Origin of the sequence: Paenibacillus sp. L3-i20 (assembly GCF_022180385.2) — a bacterium.
Taxonomy (GTDB): domain Bacteria; phylum Bacillota; class Bacilli; order Paenibacillales; family Paenibacillaceae; genus Pristimantibacillus.
Map to the genome: position 1 here is coordinate 1,506,521 of NZ_BQME02000002.1, position 15,937 is coordinate 1,522,457.

General features: G+C 43.4%; 13 protein-coding genes. 1 reads left to right on the forward strand and 12 read right to left on the reverse strand.

The window, feature by feature from the left end:
- Positions 1-13 precede the first annotated feature (13 nt).
- The 12 genes from yqfC to MFF31_RS20740 form a co-directional block, all read right to left on the reverse strand.
- Positions 14-292, reverse strand: a complete 279-nt coding sequence (gene yqfC, locus MFF31_RS20685) for a sporulation protein YqfC (protein ID WP_238190602.1) — start codon at positions 290-292, stop codon at positions 14-16.
- A 247-nt stretch (positions 293-539) separates the two neighbouring features.
- Entirely contained in the window at positions 540-1,100 is a 561-nt protein-coding gene (locus MFF31_RS20690; protein WP_238190604.1) for a hypothetical protein, read from the reverse strand.
- A gap of 67 nt (positions 1,101-1,167) precedes the next feature.
- Entirely contained in the window at positions 1,168-2,166 is a 999-nt protein-coding gene (gene floA / locus MFF31_RS20695) for a flotillin-like protein FloA (RefSeq protein ID WP_238190606.1), read from the reverse strand.
- An 82-nt stretch (positions 2,167-2,248) separates the two neighbouring features.
- On the reverse strand, positions 2,249-3,634 hold the full coding sequence (locus MFF31_RS20700; RefSeq protein WP_238190608.1) for an NfeD family protein: 1,386 nt from the start codon (positions 3,632-3,634) through the stop codon (positions 2,249-2,251).
- 144 nt (positions 3,635-3,778) lie between these two features.
- Entirely contained in the window at positions 3,779-4,222 is a 444-nt protein-coding gene (locus MFF31_RS20705) for a GatB/YqeY domain-containing protein (protein ID WP_238190611.1), read from the reverse strand.
- 15 nt (positions 4,223-4,237) lie between these two features.
- The gene (gene rpsU, locus MFF31_RS20710; RefSeq protein WP_005547957.1) at positions 4,238-4,411 is read right to left on the reverse strand and encodes a 30S ribosomal protein S21; all 174 of its coding nucleotides are present in this window, start codon (positions 4,409-4,411) and stop codon (positions 4,238-4,240) included.
- Positions 4,412-4,506: 95 nt separating this feature from the next.
- Positions 4,507-4,851 carry a histidine triad nucleotide-binding protein gene (locus MFF31_RS20715; RefSeq protein WP_238190613.1) on the reverse strand — a complete coding sequence of 115 codons (345 nt, stop codon included), beginning with the start codon at positions 4,849-4,851 and terminating at the stop codon, positions 4,507-4,509.
- 117 nt (positions 4,852-4,968) lie between these two features.
- A complete protein-coding gene (locus MFF31_RS20720; protein ID WP_238190616.1) occupies positions 4,969-5,289 on the reverse strand; it encodes a hypothetical protein in 321 nt (106 codons plus the stop codon).
- A gap of 76 nt (positions 5,290-5,365) precedes the next feature.
- Complete coding sequence (locus MFF31_RS20725; RefSeq protein WP_238190618.1) at positions 5,366-5,983, reverse strand: hypothetical protein; 618 nt, start codon at positions 5,981-5,983, stop codon at positions 5,366-5,368.
- Positions 5,984-6,018: 35 nt separating this feature from the next.
- On the reverse strand, positions 6,019-9,912 hold the full coding sequence (gene addA / locus MFF31_RS20730) for a helicase-exonuclease AddAB subunit AddA (protein WP_238190620.1): 3,894 nt from the start codon (positions 9,910-9,912) through the stop codon (positions 6,019-6,021).
- Positions 9,909-13,424 (reverse strand): helicase-exonuclease AddAB subunit AddB, encoded by a 3,516-nt coding sequence (gene addB, locus MFF31_RS20735; RefSeq protein WP_238190622.1) that lies wholly within the window; start codon positions 13,422-13,424, stop codon positions 9,909-9,911. The genes addA and addB overlap by 4 nt, the downstream gene beginning before the upstream one ends.
- 46 nt (positions 13,425-13,470) lie before the next feature.
- Positions 13,471-14,832 (reverse strand): class I SAM-dependent rRNA methyltransferase, encoded by a 1,362-nt coding sequence (locus MFF31_RS20740; RefSeq protein WP_238190624.1) that lies wholly within the window; start codon positions 14,830-14,832, stop codon positions 13,471-13,473.
- Positions 14,833-14,964: 132 nt separating this feature from the next.
- Between MFF31_RS20740 and MFF31_RS20745 the strand changes: the two genes are divergently transcribed.
- On the forward strand, positions 14,965-15,936 hold the full coding sequence (locus MFF31_RS20745; protein WP_238190627.1) for a Na/Pi cotransporter family protein: 972 nt from the start codon (positions 14,965-14,967) through the stop codon (positions 15,934-15,936).
- Position 15,937: the final 1 nt, after the last annotated feature.

Here is a 15,937-nt window from a genome sequence, read left to right on the forward strand (position 1 = left end):
TCCTCCTCACTCATTATGGAAGCAGCTGAATGCTGGTTATGACTCCTTCAATAAATACTTCCTCAGTCCAAATGGTCCTAATGACGAGCGAACTTCCGTTTACCTCTAGCTGTCCTTTGCTAAGTGCGAGGCGAAGGCATTCACTGGAGAAATGAACAACCCCCCGATGATTTTCAATATAGAGCTGTCGGTCCCCAATCATCGTAAGTCTCGGTAAATCAAATACGACATCTTGAGGCATATCTAGAAGCTCAGCCGTCATCTTGTGAAATTTCCGTTTCAAATGGCGCATTGACGTATCGTAGCCTCCTCAAGGTTTGCAGCGCATACTGGCTTCGTAAGCTTAGTACAGCTCAAACACAACTATGACGATAAACATGTGCTATACCAAATTATGCTAATACTCCTTCAAATATGAGATCCATTACAAATATTCCAAGCTGCCTCAGCTTTTTTCATACATGGTTTTCACAGCAAAAAAAGCCCCCATCCCACAAACGTGGAATGAGGGCTTATATAAGTGGAACGTGAATGATTTGTTACTTTCGATAAGAGCGTTTAGCTCTAGGTGATCCAAGCACTTCAGACCATATAAATGCTTGTCTCAACTCCGCTTTAGATAAACGTGGTTTTGAAGTTCGAGACGTCTCAATCGATTCCCGTCCTTGCGGGAATGATTGTCCCCCTAAGCTCGCAAATGACGGTCTTGATGATCTCTCTGGTACAGAGTCACGATTACGATCATGCATGCCTCTTCTATAATCAGAATTAATTCCATCAAGTTCCTTCATTTCATGTGAGGTTCCCTCAATGCTAATCTCAGAATCAAGTCGAGAACGATATACAGTCTGATTATTATGTTGTGACTGAGAAGGATCTAACTGCTCTGATAATCCGCTGCCATCGAGCTTAGGCGAGCTTCCCGTACCATGTTTCTCCAGAGTACGGTTTGGATCCAATTGACCAGATTCTTCTCCTTCGAAACTTGGCATATCTGACTGCTTATTCTGTTTCTCAGGTTTTTTCAAAAATTTATAAAGAAAAAACACAGCTCCAATGACTACATAAAAGTTTTGAAATAAAAATTCGAGTAATTCCATCTTACCTTCACCTCCAAGGAACGACCGTTAGTACCGGTTACCCTCATAGAAAGTAGTCCGCTATTTATTAGCGTCCTTCCTTGTCATCAATTCCACCGTCTTGTTCCCCGATTGAAGATCTCATCTTTGTATCAGCTTCAATATTTTTCAAGTTCAAATAATCCATTACACCAATCTTACCGCTTCTTAGCGCCTCTGCCATTGCAAGTGGTACCTGTGATTCTGATTCAACAACTCGAGCTTCCATTTCAACAACTTTTGCTTTATTCTCTTGCTCTTGCGCTACTGCCATTGCACGACGCTCTTCGGCTTTAGCTTGAGCAATCTTTTTATCTGCTTCTGCTTGTTCTGTTTGCAAATGTGCGCCTATGTTTTTGCCTACATCAACGTCAGCGATATCGATCGATAAGATTTCAAATGCTGTCCCAGCATCCAAACCTTTTCCGAGAACCGTTCTGGAAATAAGATCTGGATTTTCTAATACATCTTTATGGGAATTTGAGGAACCTACTGTCGTTACGATACCTTCACCTACACGAGCAATAATCGTTTCTTCACCAGCACCACCGACTAGTCGATCGATATTAGCACGAACCGTTACACGAGCTTTAACTTTAACTTCAATACCATCTTTAGCTACAGCTGCAACGATAGGCGTTTCAATAACACGTGGGTTAACGCTCATTTGAACAGCTAGAAGCACATCACGACCAGCAAGGTCAATCGCAGCAGCACGTTCGAACAACAATGGAATGTTAGCACGTTGTGCTGCAATCAATGCGTTTACAACTCGGTCAACGTTACCACCGGCCAAAAAGTGACTTTCCAGTTGGTTAATGTTAAGACCTAGACCAGCTTTAGTCGCTTTAATCAACGGATTAACAATACGACTTGGTACAACTCTCCGCAATCTCATGGCAACAAGTGTAATGATGCTAATTTTAACTCCGGAAGCCAATGCCGATATCCAAAGCATAATCGGGAAGAAGCTCAAAAATACAGACAATACGATTAATCCTAGTACAATAAAAATAAGCAGTGTAACGGTTGAATCTAATCCAAACATAAATAGTACCCCCATCTTCGCTCACATAAGTGAAGCAACTTTTTTTGGAAATCATGACAATAATATCGAACACCTGTATTTACTAAATAACCTCTTTTACAAAGATCCATGTACCTTCTGCTTTGACAACTTGAACCGGACGATTGACTGAAATAAATTCACCTTCAGTGACGACATCTATCCGCTCACCATCAATTAAAGCTATTCCTGACGGTCTCAACGTTGTTAATGCAATACCTTGCTTACCAACAAGCGATGAACGATCATCAGCTGACAGGAACCCTTCTTCTGTCGTTAACTGCTCGCGCAATATAAATTTGTTCCATACACCACGGCCCTTATTTGACTTAGCAAAAAGGTATACCGGCACAGAAGCAACGACTAGAGCTACAAACAACGATATAAATCCTGATGTTGGACTTGGAGCAGCAATAACTACACCTGCAACTAACGATGCACTGCCCAGCAATCCTAATATTCCAAAGCTAGGTATAAATAACTCTAGAACTAATAATATCATACCTACAATAAATAGGACGATTGACTCCATTCCGGCAAACCCAGATACATAAGAACCAAAGAAAAACAATCCAAACGCTATTATGCCCGTAATACCTGGCGCTCCATATCCCGGTACTAACATTTCAATGGCAATTCCTGCGATTCCTAGTATAAGAAGGATAGTTGTTACAACAGGATTAACGAGAAATCTTGCTACATTTTCAGCAATAGATGGTTCGATTTCGATTAATGTCCTGTTATCAAGCTTTAACCAAGTAACAACCTCCTGCACCGATTTTGCAGTAAACTCTGAATATCCAACTTTCTCAGCATCTGAAGCAGATAAGGACAATATTTCTCCTGCCTTCTTATCCCGACCGATGGATTCACTCATATTAATTGTAATGTTAGTGTCTACCATCGCTGCTGCGATAGAAGCATCCCTTCCATTCAACTTAGCTGCAGCGCTCATTTTACCAACCCAATACGAAATTGTCTTTGGATTCTCAATCAACGCTCCTTCACCGTTTACTACAGCTGCTGCTCCAATCACACTTCCTGGCTGCATAACGATGTTGTTGGCGTTCAATGCGATATACGTGCCAGCTGATACTGCCTTTCCCTCAACAAATGCCGTTGTAGGAATTTTACTTGACCTAATAAGCTCACCAATTTCACTTGCACTTTCTACTCTTCCACCCAGCGTATTAATAACCATAATAATATGCTCGGCGTTCGCTTCTTCCGCTTCCTTGAATGCTCGTTCTAGAAACGAATGCAACCCTTGCTCAACTGTATGCTTGACCGGTATTACAAAAACCGATGTACCAGTTTCCTCCGTTTTACCAGTTACGCTTGTGTCAGCAGAAGCTAACGGCATAATGGCCGTTCCTAGCGTAAGGCAAACGAGTGCAAAGAGCATAAGGGGAAAGAAAACAACCTTTCTCAACCAGCCTGTTCTATGCAAGTAAGGCCCTCCTCTTTTCGAATACTATTCCCTAATACGTTAAAAAGCCTGTTTTGTTTCATTTTTCTCATAATCGATCACTTTTAACTGTATCAACATAAAAAAACACCCCTAAAAAGGGGTGTTTTGCGAGTTAGTACTTTGCTATTGCAGAAATTGCTGTACAGCTTGATTTACTAGTTTACCGTCAGCGCGACCCTTAGTTTTTGGCATAAGAGCGCTCATAACTTTCCCCATATCGGCTTTGGAAGAAGCACCGAGTTCTTGGATGGTCTGCCTTACTATCTCTTGAATCTCTTCTTCAGTTAGCTGTTCAGGAAGGTATTGACTAATAATTTCGATTTCTGCTTCAAGACCCGTAACCAAATCCTCGCGGCCGGCTTTTTTAAAATCTTGGAGGGAATCTTTACGTTGTTTGATCTCACGACTCAATATATCAAGCACTTCATTATCGTCCAAAGGACGCTTGAGATCAATCTCCAAGTTTTTTACCGATGCACGCATCATTCGAATTGTGCTTAGTTTGAACTTTTCCTGACTCTTCATGGCTTGCTTCATATCGTCGGTCAATCGTTCGCTCAGGTTCATTATGCAAGGCTCCTCCTAGAACTTTCTCTTACGCGCAGCCTCAGACTTCTTCTTGCGCTTAACACTTGGCTTTTCATAATGCTTGCGTTTTTTCACCTCAGCCAAAACACCGTCTTTTGCGATGGAACGTTTAAAGCGGCGAAGCGCAGCATCAATAGTTTCGTTTTTGCGAACTTTAGTTTCAGACACCAGTTTTCCCTCCCTCCGAAACAGACCGTCCAGAGCTTTAACACGGTTTATCAAATTTCATTATAAGGTAAACTGAAAGCAAGTGTCAACTTACGTTAGTTTGCCAATAATGTGCTAAGCTTCTGGCCGCCCAGCAGATGGATATGCAAGTGGTAGACTACCTGTCCTCCATCGCTGTTTACGTTGTTAATAAGCCGGTATCCAGCGTCCGCAATCCCTTGTTCCTTCGCGATTTGTCGAGCTGCGGCAAACAGCTCTGCGATCAGATCAGCATCCTCATCCTTTACATCGTTCATTGTTGGAATATGTTTCTTCGGAATGATCAATATATGAACAGGAGCGGCTGGCTGAATGTCTTTGAAGGCCAAAACTCGTTCGTTTTCGAAAACTTTAGTCGACGGAATCGAGCCTTCGATGATTTTGCAAAAAATGCAGTCCATTGTTATTCTACCCCCTTACGAATCCTTATCCACTATCATAACGAAAATTTCGGCGCTCGTCCAATAAATAAGCGACGAAAGTCAGGCTTGGCCTGATTTTCGTCGCTTAAACAAGAATCAATAGTAATAATATGGAAGTAATGACAAAGCAAGCAGCGATCCAAAGGGGAATCCTCTACGAAAAAAGCGTCTTGGATAGAATCCTCCACCAAAACCATGACCGAAACCATGGCCACCATGAAACGGTCTGTTGCCGTAATCGTTTCTTCCGTATTCGTTAGGACAATATGGAACAGCTATATAAACCATATCTTCATCGACGTGCTCCACAATCCCGTCACAACATACTCCATCAATCGTCTGAACCATAACGTAACGGTGCATATGCTGCTCACAATGTTTCTTTTTGTTCGATATATCCACTGCCGCATTCTCCATAATATTCAGCCTCCCTGTTGCTTCATATTATGCAGGAATGGGCATTTGGCTACTGTTAAAACAGACTAGTTTTACATCACTTTCCATTTGTATAACTTTTAATTGTATTGTGTAGAATAGCTGCAATATCAAGCCAGTCATAACCGCCTGATAGTCGGATAAGTGCGTTACGGTTACCTTCCATGGAAAAATGGAATTTATTCACTCCAGTAGATAACTCGGTAATAACTGCTTTTGCTGCCTCAACATTTTGCAGTTCCTCTTCCTTAAGCGCTCCGTTCCCATCACCGATACTTCGTAATTCTTCATGCATCCGTTTAATCAAAGCATCATATTCGCCAGAAGCTTGAGAAAATTCCTCACTCGATAACTCCGCTGCATCCTTCATCAACACTGCTAGTCCACTCTCATTCTGAACAAGAGCTTCACTCAAATGTGACGCAGTTAACCGAGCACCTTGAGCGTCAATAGTGGACATCTGCTGGATTTGAGCGATGTATTGACCCCAATAATCCATATCCTTTTTACCATTAGCAAAGCCATCAAAAATTTGTTGACCCGCTTCTACTTTTTCTCTTTGCGAATATTCAATATTTTTAGTCGAGTACAGTACGTTCCCCATAATGCTCATAACTAATAGTATTAAAGTAATTGGCAGCGCTAACGGACGCCGTCTCGTTTTTTTGTCCCCCAAGTTTCTCCCTCCATGCGATAAAAGTAAAAATTGCTTTACAACTTAACGTTCTGGGCGCCGTCAAAGAAAAACACGTAACGCTCTTCAACCTTCCGGCCAAGAACCGCTTCAATAGCCTCTGCATAAAGCTCCAATTGGAAGCGATGGCGTTCTGCTGCTTGAACCCAATCCTTCTTGTTGACACGATCCGTCTTGTAATCTAGAAGGACGACACCTTGCTCGTCTTGAAAGAGACAATCGATAACACCTTGGATCAGAATGGACTCATCCTTCACTTGTACATCAGCTGTTCCGTACACTCTACTCGCTGGAAACATACAGCTGAACGGTACTTCTCTGCGAACCCAACTCGCTTTTTGCAGCCTCTGTCCTAGCTCACTATCATAAAAAGCAGCAACAGATCGAAGATCTATAGCCTCAGATTGCCGACTTGTTAGAAGCCGTCTGTCAATCATACCTGCAAGCGTCTTATTAAGAGAGTTTTCGTTAATGATCCCACTGAGCGGCACATGCTGCATAAGTAGATGATTGACTGAACCTTTCTCTGCAGCAGTTAGCGACTTCTCCTCCATGAAGGAAGGTCGTCTCAAACGAAGTGTAAAGTTTTGTTGCATACTCTGATCAATTACTTCAGTCAGTTGCTCCAACTGTTCCTCATCAGGTTCTTGTAAGACAGAATGGAGACGCTTCATCTCCGTTACCGATGTTTTCGCCGCCAAATCTTGTGCAGCCTTGTGAGGATATTGCCAGCCTAATCGCTTGCGCAACTCAACATCTTCTTCTACATCTTCTAACAAGGCTAGTGAGGTTATAGCTTGCAAACGCTCTGTAAACGTAGCATTTAAATTATTATTCTCTTCTGCACTTGCTGCTGCAGCTTCATTTCCAAACAACGATGCCGGTACAATCTGCGCTACCCAAACAGTATCTGAATCGCCATTCGATTTAGCTTTATGCGCTTCTGATTGAGGATGTATAGCGGCGCCACTATTTTGAGCAAATCCAGCTACAGCAAGTGGGCCCAGCCAATCCATAAATGATCTTGCAGTCGCTACTCGGAAGTCAGTTATGTTCCCATTCCCGTCCAATGACTGTTCCCAGCGTTTCATCTTTTTGGCAGAGTCAGCAACAGTCCCGACTAAAAACATTTTCTCTTTAGGTCTAGTGAGAGCAACATAAAGAATTCGCATTTCCTCTGCTAGAAGCTCCATCCTCAGCTTCCTACGAATTGCTAGAAAAGGCAGTGTGGGAAAACTAATTCTTAAATCAGGATCGACAAATTTAGGACCAAAACCAAGCGTTTTATGTTTTAGAAACGAACTTCTCAAGTCCTGTTGGTTAAAAAGTTTCCCTAATCCCGCTACAAACACAACCGGAAACTCAAGTCCCTTACTTTTATGGATGGACATGATACGAACAACATCATCTTGCTCGCCTAACGCTCGTGCTGTTCCCAGATCTCCGCCACTATCACGCATACGCTCGATAAATCTTAGAAAACGAAATAATCCACGGAATGAAGTGGCTTCATATTGTCTTGCACGATCATGCAATGATCGTAAATTAGCTTGTCTTTGCGCACCACCTGGAAGTCCACCAACAAAATCATAATAACCTGTTTCACGGTAAATACGCCACAATAATTCAGCCAGCGAGCCTTGTCGTGCTTCTGCACGCCAGCGATCTAGACTATCTAGAAAACGGGAAACTTTTACTCTTGATTCCACTTCTAGTTTATCATCACTTGCGGCATGGAGAACAGCGTCATAATAGGATGTATTGTTTGATTTAATTCGAATACGTGCTAGTTCCTCTGCAGTCAGGGAAAACAGTGGTGAACGCAGCGCAGCTGCAAGTGGTATATCTTGGTATGGATTATCAATGACACGCAGTAAAGAGAGCATTGATTCTACTTCAATCGCTTCAAAATAACCGCTGCTGAGCTCAGCATAAGCGGGTATCCCTTTCAACTGAAGCTCTTCGATTATGACAGGAGCCCATTGAGTGGTTGCACGAAGAAGAATAACGACGTCACGCCATTCCAGCGGACGATAGCTATGTTTCTTACTATCGAAAACTTGAAAGCCCTTATCCATCAGTTCTCGAAGCTTCTCACCGATCCAGCGAGCTTCAAGCTGAACAACTTTCAGATCCGACATCTCTTCAGAACTGAATTCCCCATCTTGATCCACATCGGCATCTTCCTCGTAATCGATTGCCAATCCATCTTCCTCAGATTCACCATTGTCTGCTCTATCCAACAAGGTGATCTCCACCAAACAGCTGTCCTCGGGTATTGGCTGCGGGAAGGTAGCTCCGCATACAAGCTCTGCACGGCTATCATAATCCATCTCAGCTACATTCTCACGCATAATAGATCGGAAGACGTCGTTTACCCCATCAACCACTTCATTACGGCTGCGGAAGTTTCGTGCAAGATCAATTCGTTGTCCCATTAAAGGGCTGAATGATGAAGACAATTGGCTAGATTCTCTAACCTTTTCTGAGGCTGCTTCAGAACGTGTGCGATAAGCTTTATATTTATTAAGAAACAAATTGGGTTCAGCTAATCTAAAGCGATAGATGCTTTGTTTAACATCACCAACCATAAAGCGATTGCCGTTGCCGCTTCGCTCAATCAATGAGACTATCGCTTCCTGCACCATATTTGTATCTTGATACTCATCGAGCAATATCTCGTCAAACAATTGCTGATACTCCAGTGCAGCAATAGATGGCATCAGATTGATTGGTGTTGAAGCTTCGTCTCGCAAAATGCGAAGACAATAGTGCTCCAAATCACCAAAGTCGAGTAATCCTTTTGCCCGTTTCGCAGTTTCATATCGTTGTCCGAAATCGATGACTAGATCCGAAAGCGTACTCATAAGTGGAGCTAGTTCCTTCAATTCTTCTAGAAATTGTTCCGCTGTTCTTCCAAACAGTTCATCTGTTAAGCCGTTTACAAGTTTTTTTGCACCTTCGCGCAATTCCTTCGCTTGCTCTTGTAATGACTTATCATACTCATCACCACGCATAGCTTTAAGCTTGCCAAACGATACGTCTTGGAACGCTTCTGCCCAATAGGTCCAAGTTGTCGAATCCACTGCACTAAGAAGGCTTTGGATGAGACTCAAATCCTCTTCCAACGTAGCTGCATATGGAGCGGGTCCCGCAGGTAATTTCGTTAAAGAAAGTGCTTGTGCAACGAGTGAAAAGGCTCCTTCTAACGAAAGTGAAATATCACTTTTAAGGCTTTTTACCCAGTCGCTCTCCTGCAGTTCATCTATCGAATCGATTTGAAATGCTCCCGCAGTTTCTTTAAGCCAGTGAGCTGGCCAAGGGTGACTTTGTGCAAAATCATATAGTTGCTGCACAAGATGATACAGCGGCTCATCTCCACGTTCACCACCATATCGGTCCGCTAGTGATAGAAATGCACCACTATCGTCAGCCTCTCCACTGTACTTGTGCTCAAAGAGCTCATCCAGTACATCCAGTCTCATTAGCTCACTTTCTGTTTCGTTCGCGATTCTAAAGCCTGGATCGAGACCAATTAGCGGATAATATCTCCTAATGACATCGAGACAGAAGGAATGAAGAGTTGTTATTGATGCTCGTCCCATTAAAGCTAGTTGTTTACGAAGATGCTCTGATTCTGGGTTCTTATCCAGTTCCTTCTCTAACGCGAGACGAATCCGATCCTTCATCTCTGCTGCGGCAGCTTTTGTAAAGGTTGCAACGAGCAGGCGGTCTACATCTGTATTGGATGATATTTTGCGAATAATACGCTCTACTAGAACAGCAGTTTTCCCAGATCCAGCAGCAGCAGCAACGAGTACATTTGATCCGCTGGTGACGATGGCTTCCCATTGATCATCTGTCCACGTACTATTTTCTGGTTTAGGCGCTCGAATTACACTATGCATCATCCATCACCCCTCTCCAGCTCACGCCAAACATCTTCTTTGCCAGACTTGTTCAGTTTTCTATAGTCATTGCCTTCAAATAGCGGATCAAATTGGCATACCGCTTTGTAATCGCAAAATTGACAAGGCGTTTTACCTCCCAGACGATAAGGCTCAATAGAAACATTGCCAGCTTGAATGGAGCTGCCGATACGTCCCATCATTCCTCGTACAGAGCGACGAAGCATCGACCATTGTTCATTTGTTACGACAGACGAGCTGCTATAAAATCCACCATCACGTTTCAGTGCAACTGGCAAAAGTTCAGAATGACCCGTGTCAAGCTCATCATCCATTAGACGAATAATTTCCGCATCTGCCGTAAGAAGTCCACGCATCTTGAATCGCTTCAACAGCTTATCTGATACATCCTGCGGGGATTGTCTGTTGGAGAGCGCCAACAATGGATTATGAACGTGAAAATAAAGAACTCCCGCAGGCGATGCAGGTTTGCCGAGCCAGCCTTGAGAATAAGTAACCAATACATCTAAATAAGTCAACATTTGCAAAGATAAGCCATGAACGACTTCCTCTAGCTTCAATGAAGTAGAGCTCGATTTATAATCAAGTACTCGGAGGAGAAGCCCTTCCTTCGTCTCTGCGCCATCAACACGATCAATACGTCCGATTATTTCCATCTCTGCTCCGTTATCCAGCGTAAGAACGAGAGCTGGCAACGTCCCACTTGGACCAAAATCGACTTCAGTAGCAATCGGCTTAAAGTCTGCTCTTCTTGCATGTTCACCTAATATAAGCGCAGCTTGTGCCACAATTTCTTTTAACTTTCGAGCAATAAATTGGAATCTGCTGCTACTGAGCAATATTTGAGATTGCAGCTTTGGTGCAATTTCATCAACTGTATTTGAAGCTGCTGCTTTTATTTCATTATTCGAAAGTTTTCCCCAGTTGCTCCCAAGTCCGTTTGCAAGCTTACTGAGGGCAGCATGGAATAATTGACCTACGTCAGGTGCTTCCAGCTTATATAGCTTACGTTCGCGAAGCTTTAAGCCGTGTATAGCGAAGTGCTGGAACGGACAAGAAACGAATCGTTCCATTCGAGAGACGCTTACTTGCATGCGGTCGCCATACAGTTCTCTTGCAAGGGCAATAGGTAAATTAATTTCCCGATTATGATAAGTTAATGAATTTGTTAGTAATTGCAATTTAGGCTGCCACTTCGGACGAATAGCAAACCAATTGTACAAATCCATCCATAACGGGGCAAGTTCCGCCCCTTGCTGCCAGTTTCTCAGTGATGTAATGAGATAAGTCATTGCTCGTTCTGGATGAGCTATATAGGTACGCTGCATATTTATAGACATTGATAATGTTGGTTCAGCAACGACTTCGTTTACATAAATACCTGGAAATAACGAACGTATCCCTCTTATAATTTCTGAAGGCAGCAAACTTTTACCTTCTTCGTCTGCTTGCGCCCAGCTGATCCATAACCGTGAACTCGGTGTCGTTAAGGCGTTATAAATCATAAATCGCTCATCCAGCAATCGTCTCCGAACGCTCGGAGCCATGGACATCCCATCCTCAGTCAGCTCATCGCGTTCGGATTCCGTTAATATTCCATCTTCTTTCACCCGCATTGGCATTACACCATCGTTTGCACCTAGAACATAACAGATCCGAATGTTTCCTGATCGGGTCCTATCCATGCTTCCTACTAAAACTTGATCTAAAGCAGGCGGTACTGCTGCTAACTTCAAACTGTCCAATCCTGCCTCAACCATTCCAGCGAACAACTCTGGAGACATGGACTCTTTCCCAGCAAGCTCAACGAGTTGATCCAAGAGACTCATTACATTGTCCCAAAGCTGGCGGTGAGTCCGAGCTCGCTGTGTTTTCCCACTTTCCATGTCTTCATGACTCCAACGCTCTAGTCGATCTGCAGCGTTAGAATGATCAAGAAGCACATATAATGCTTCACACATCCCTATGACATCAGTTGCTTTGCGAAGCGAATTACCAAATTGCTCAAGGAGTGGAACGATGGATTGTCTAGCTGTCATTACGACATCAAATTCAAGCTGCGACTTATCAGAAATGATTGTTTCCATTTCGTTTTCTTCGTCTAATGAAACAGAAACAAGCGGTTTCCAGCTCTTGCGGTCAAGCCATTTCCAACCGTCGATGCCTGCTGCAAGCGAATAATTTTCCAATCTGTCGAACCAATCGCGCGGTATACTTCCGTCAACTGGGAAGAGCATTTCTGTTTTGATGCACCGAAATACAGCATCGTATCTCCAGCCGAATAAAACAGTTTCCAGAGAGGAACGAATAAACTCCACCAATGGATGATGGAGTGCCTTTTCCTTCTGATCGACAAAAAAAGGAATTTGATAATCGTCAAAAACAACTGTCAAATAGTCGGAGTAATCCTCAGCATTCCGCACTAGTATTGCTATATCTCTCCATCTTACATCCTCATCTTGCGCTCGCCGTAAAATATCTCTAGCGACAGCCTCTACCTCGGATCTCCGATTTGAGGCTGCTTGTAATGTGATGTTGTAATCAGCCTGTAGCCCGTCAGATGGTAATTTGTCCGGCAGTAACATAGGAAGACGTTTATCATAGTGTCTCTCCAAATGACAAAGCATAGCGCTATTTTTAAATCGTGCTATTTCACCATCATTTAGATTAATTAAGGGTAGTACTTCTACGCCGTTTGCCTCTGCAATAGCTATTATCTTTCCATACGTTTCTGCTGTCGGATGAAACAAATCTAGTTCATGCGGAGCTTCTCCCGCTTCGTACCCACGGTCAAGAGTAAGTGTAACGGTTACTTGTGCAGCATTTGCAAATAGCGTCCCCAGTGCATCATATTCAGTAGGAGTGAAGCCATAAAATCCGTCTACCCATATGATTGCATCTTCCATAGAACTGGCTTCCGCGTAGCTTTCTTTTAAATAATGCAAATAATCCTCAGCATCAATATACTTCCCACTCAGCTCAGACTCCATATGTCCCCAAATAACAGCAAGGTCATGTAACTTTCGCTGCAACAAGCGCGAACGCGAATCATTCGTCTTAACTATTAATTCTTTCAGGAGGTCAGCAGACATGCCATATCGTTTCCATTCTGTCAGCACTTCCGCAAGTCTATCGATAAAACCTGGCTGCTCTGCTCCGCTTTGAAACAATTCCAGCTGGGAGGAGAATCGGTGAACAATTTTATATAGCAGCATATGCTTTCCTGTATCGCCAATTGGGACTAATGCTGTACCGCCCGTCTCTTGCATAACACGAAATGCTAGTCTGCGAAAACTGAGTGCTTGCGCTCTTAATGTCCCGCGCAAATCTCCTTCTTGAAGCAGTGAATATTCCGTTTGGAATGTCGCTTGCTCCGGTACTAACATGATAAGCGGCGGACCGTCAGGTTCAGCTCTTAAACGGCTTTTCATTTCAGCTTGGCAATAGCTTGTTTTCCCTGCCCCTGAACGTCCAATAACAATTTGAAGTGACATCCGTGGTTCTCCTTCCCTCGCTGTATGAAAAAATTACAGATAATAATTACTTGCTCCGAACCTCAAATATTGCAAACTTCAAGTAATGACCTTCTTTTACCCCTAAACGCTGTGGATGATCTTTGCCTGCAGCTCTCCATTCCACAAGTCGCAACAATTTGCCTGCGTCGCTCGCAGCTTCTTGAATTGACTCTAGAAACAATTCAGGACTCATATGGTAAGAACAACTTGCTGTTACAAGATAGCCCCCTTCATTGACAAGCTTCATCCCTTGAAGGTTAATATCTTTGTAGCCCCGACTTGCACCTGCAATTGCATGCTTCGACTTAGCGAATGCAGGAGGGTCCAATATGACAACATCCCATGTACGACTAGTACTTTCAAGCTTTTGGGATGTATCCACCCCGCCAGCAGCACGTTTCTTTCTTTCATCCAAGCCCTTTACTTGCGTTCTCAAATAATCAAAGGCATCAGCAACAACGAACTCAACTCGATCACTGAAGCCGTTGCGATCGACATTTCGTTTTGCCGTATTTATTGCATGTTCAGACACATCTAAGCAAGTGACTTTTTTTGCCCCGTACTTACAAGCGTGAAGAGTAAAACTTCCCGTATGGGCAAAACATTCCAATACAGTCGCACCATCCCAATATGGGAATGTGACCACTTTTCCGTTAGCGTTGACAGGAACAAGCCCTGCTGACTGGTCTTCTGGGTGAGTTTGAAGCTTAATACCACTTCTTTCTCCCCATCCCCTCATAAGAGGTGCCGTTGCAGCTCTATTCTCACGTTGATCGAAGAAATATCCTGTTTTCTGCCCATCAACGATATCTACCTCAAGCTTTAATCCATTTTCTTCAATTTCAATAATGGGAGGGCAATCGCCATAAAGTACGCCTGTACGCTCCTCAAGCCCCTCTAACTGGCGAACGCTCACATCGCTGCGCTCATAGATACCTTGCGGCTTGAATACCTCTACTAATGCTTCAATGAGATCATTACGTACAATATCCATCCCTAGCGTCAGTATTTGCACGACTAATACGTCACCAAAACGGTCAACGATTAGTCCCGGCAAGAAGTCTGCCTCCCCGTAAACGAGCCTGCAATCGCGATCCGATACGAATCGATTTCTATGTTCTTTACATTGTTGCAATTTGGCAATCAAAAATGCTTTGTCCAACTTTTCGAGAGGCGAATAGGATACGATTCGGACAGTTATTTGTGAGCTTGGATTCCAATAGCCCGTCGCTAAATATTTCCCCTGATGAGTTACAACATCCACTAATTGTCCTGCTTCAGCACTGCCCTCTAATTTATCGATTTCACTTGCAAATACCCATGGGTGACCTTGTTCTATTCTTTTTTTACGTGCTTTAATTAGCACAACTTTAGGTTGTTGATTCAATGCTTTACGTCCTCTCTATTTGCAGCTATGTATAGCTTGTCATGCATGTCTCTTATTAAGCATACCTATAAATAATGATTTCACTTATTTACTTAAACTGCCATCCTTCTTTTAGAAAAGGAGACTGAACAAATGATTCAATCCATCTTTCTGCCCATGGTGTTCGGTTTCACGGTTTTCATGTGTGGCATGAAACTGATGGAGCTAGCGCTACATCGTCTAGCTGGCCCATACTTAACTTTAGTTCTCCAGCGTTCGACCGCGACGCCTCTTCATGGCTTGGCCATCGGAACTGCAACGACAGCTTTCCTTCAAAGCAGTACGGCAGTAACGATCATATCCATTGGTCTTGTCAATGCACGACTACTTACATTCCCTCGAACACTCGGGATTATATTAGGTACTAATATTGGTACTTGCCTAACTACTGAGCTTATCGGATTAAATATTCATCGGATTGCTCCTACGCTGCTAACTGCTTCTGTCGTTGTTTGGATCATAACCGCCCTATTTGGTGAAATTCGATTTATCCCTCGTATATCCGAAATGCCCTGGCTAGATACTGTACGTTCCATTTCTGTCGCTGTATGCGGATTTGGACTGTTGTTATCAGGGCTATCAATCATGCAATCCATTGGACCTGCAGTACAAGAAAGCGGCATGTTTGCCTGGTTTCTTGAGAGGGCAGCAACTAGTCTATGGTGGGGACTTGCTGCTGGAGCTATATTGACTGCTGCCATTCACAGCAGTGCAGCAGTTATTGGATTGGTAATGGGCTTTGTTACGATTGGTGCCATGCCGATTGAGCTTGGAGTTGCTCTAGTACTTGGAGCAAATATCGGTACGTGCGTAACTGCCCTTCTTGCATCGATCGGTGGGTCAAAAGCAGGAAGATATGTAGCCTACTCCCATATTCTTCTCAATGCTGGAGGAGCATTATTATTTCTACCGTTTATTGAAGGACTAACAGCACTATCTGCTGCGATATCCCACACTCCTGCATCACAAATAGCACATGCCCAAACTATTTTCAACATTGCCAGCTCATTGTTTGCTCTGCCATTCTGCTACATGAAATCATTGCGCAAGCTTGATCCTGTCTAAG

Excerpts from the sequence above, each read along its gene's own strand:
- yqfC (WP_238190602.1), bottom strand. The coding sequence starts at position 292 with ATGCGCCATTTGAAACGGAAATTTCACAAGATGACGGCTGAGCTTCTA.
- MFF31_RS20690 (WP_238190604.1), bottom strand. The coding sequence starts at position 1,100 with ATGGAATTACTCGAATTTTTATTTCAAAACTTTTATGTAGTCATTGGA.
- floA (WP_238190606.1), bottom strand. The coding sequence starts at position 2,166 with ATGTTTGGATTAGATTCAACCGTTACACTGCTTATTTTTATTGTACTA.
- MFF31_RS20705 (WP_238190611.1), bottom strand. The coding sequence starts at position 4,222 with ATGAACCTGAGCGAACGATTGACCGACGATATGAAGCAAGCCATGAAG.
- MFF31_RS20715 (WP_238190613.1), bottom strand. The coding sequence starts at position 4,851 with ATGGACTGCATTTTTTGCAAAATCATCGAAGGCTCGATTCCGTCGACT.
- MFF31_RS20720 (WP_238190616.1), bottom strand. The coding sequence starts at position 5,289 with ATGGAGAATGCGGCAGTGGATATATCGAACAAAAAGAAACATTGTGAG.
- addA (WP_238190620.1), bottom strand. The coding sequence starts at position 9,912 with ATGATGCATAGTGTAATTCGAGCGCCTAAACCAGAAAATAGTACGTGG.
- addB (WP_238190622.1), bottom strand. The coding sequence starts at position 13,424 with ATGTCACTTCAAATTGTTATTGGACGTTCAGGGGCAGGGAAAACAAGC.
- MFF31_RS20745 (WP_238190627.1), top strand. The coding sequence starts at position 14,965 with ATGATTCAATCCATCTTTCTGCCCATGGTGTTCGGTTTCACGGTTTTC.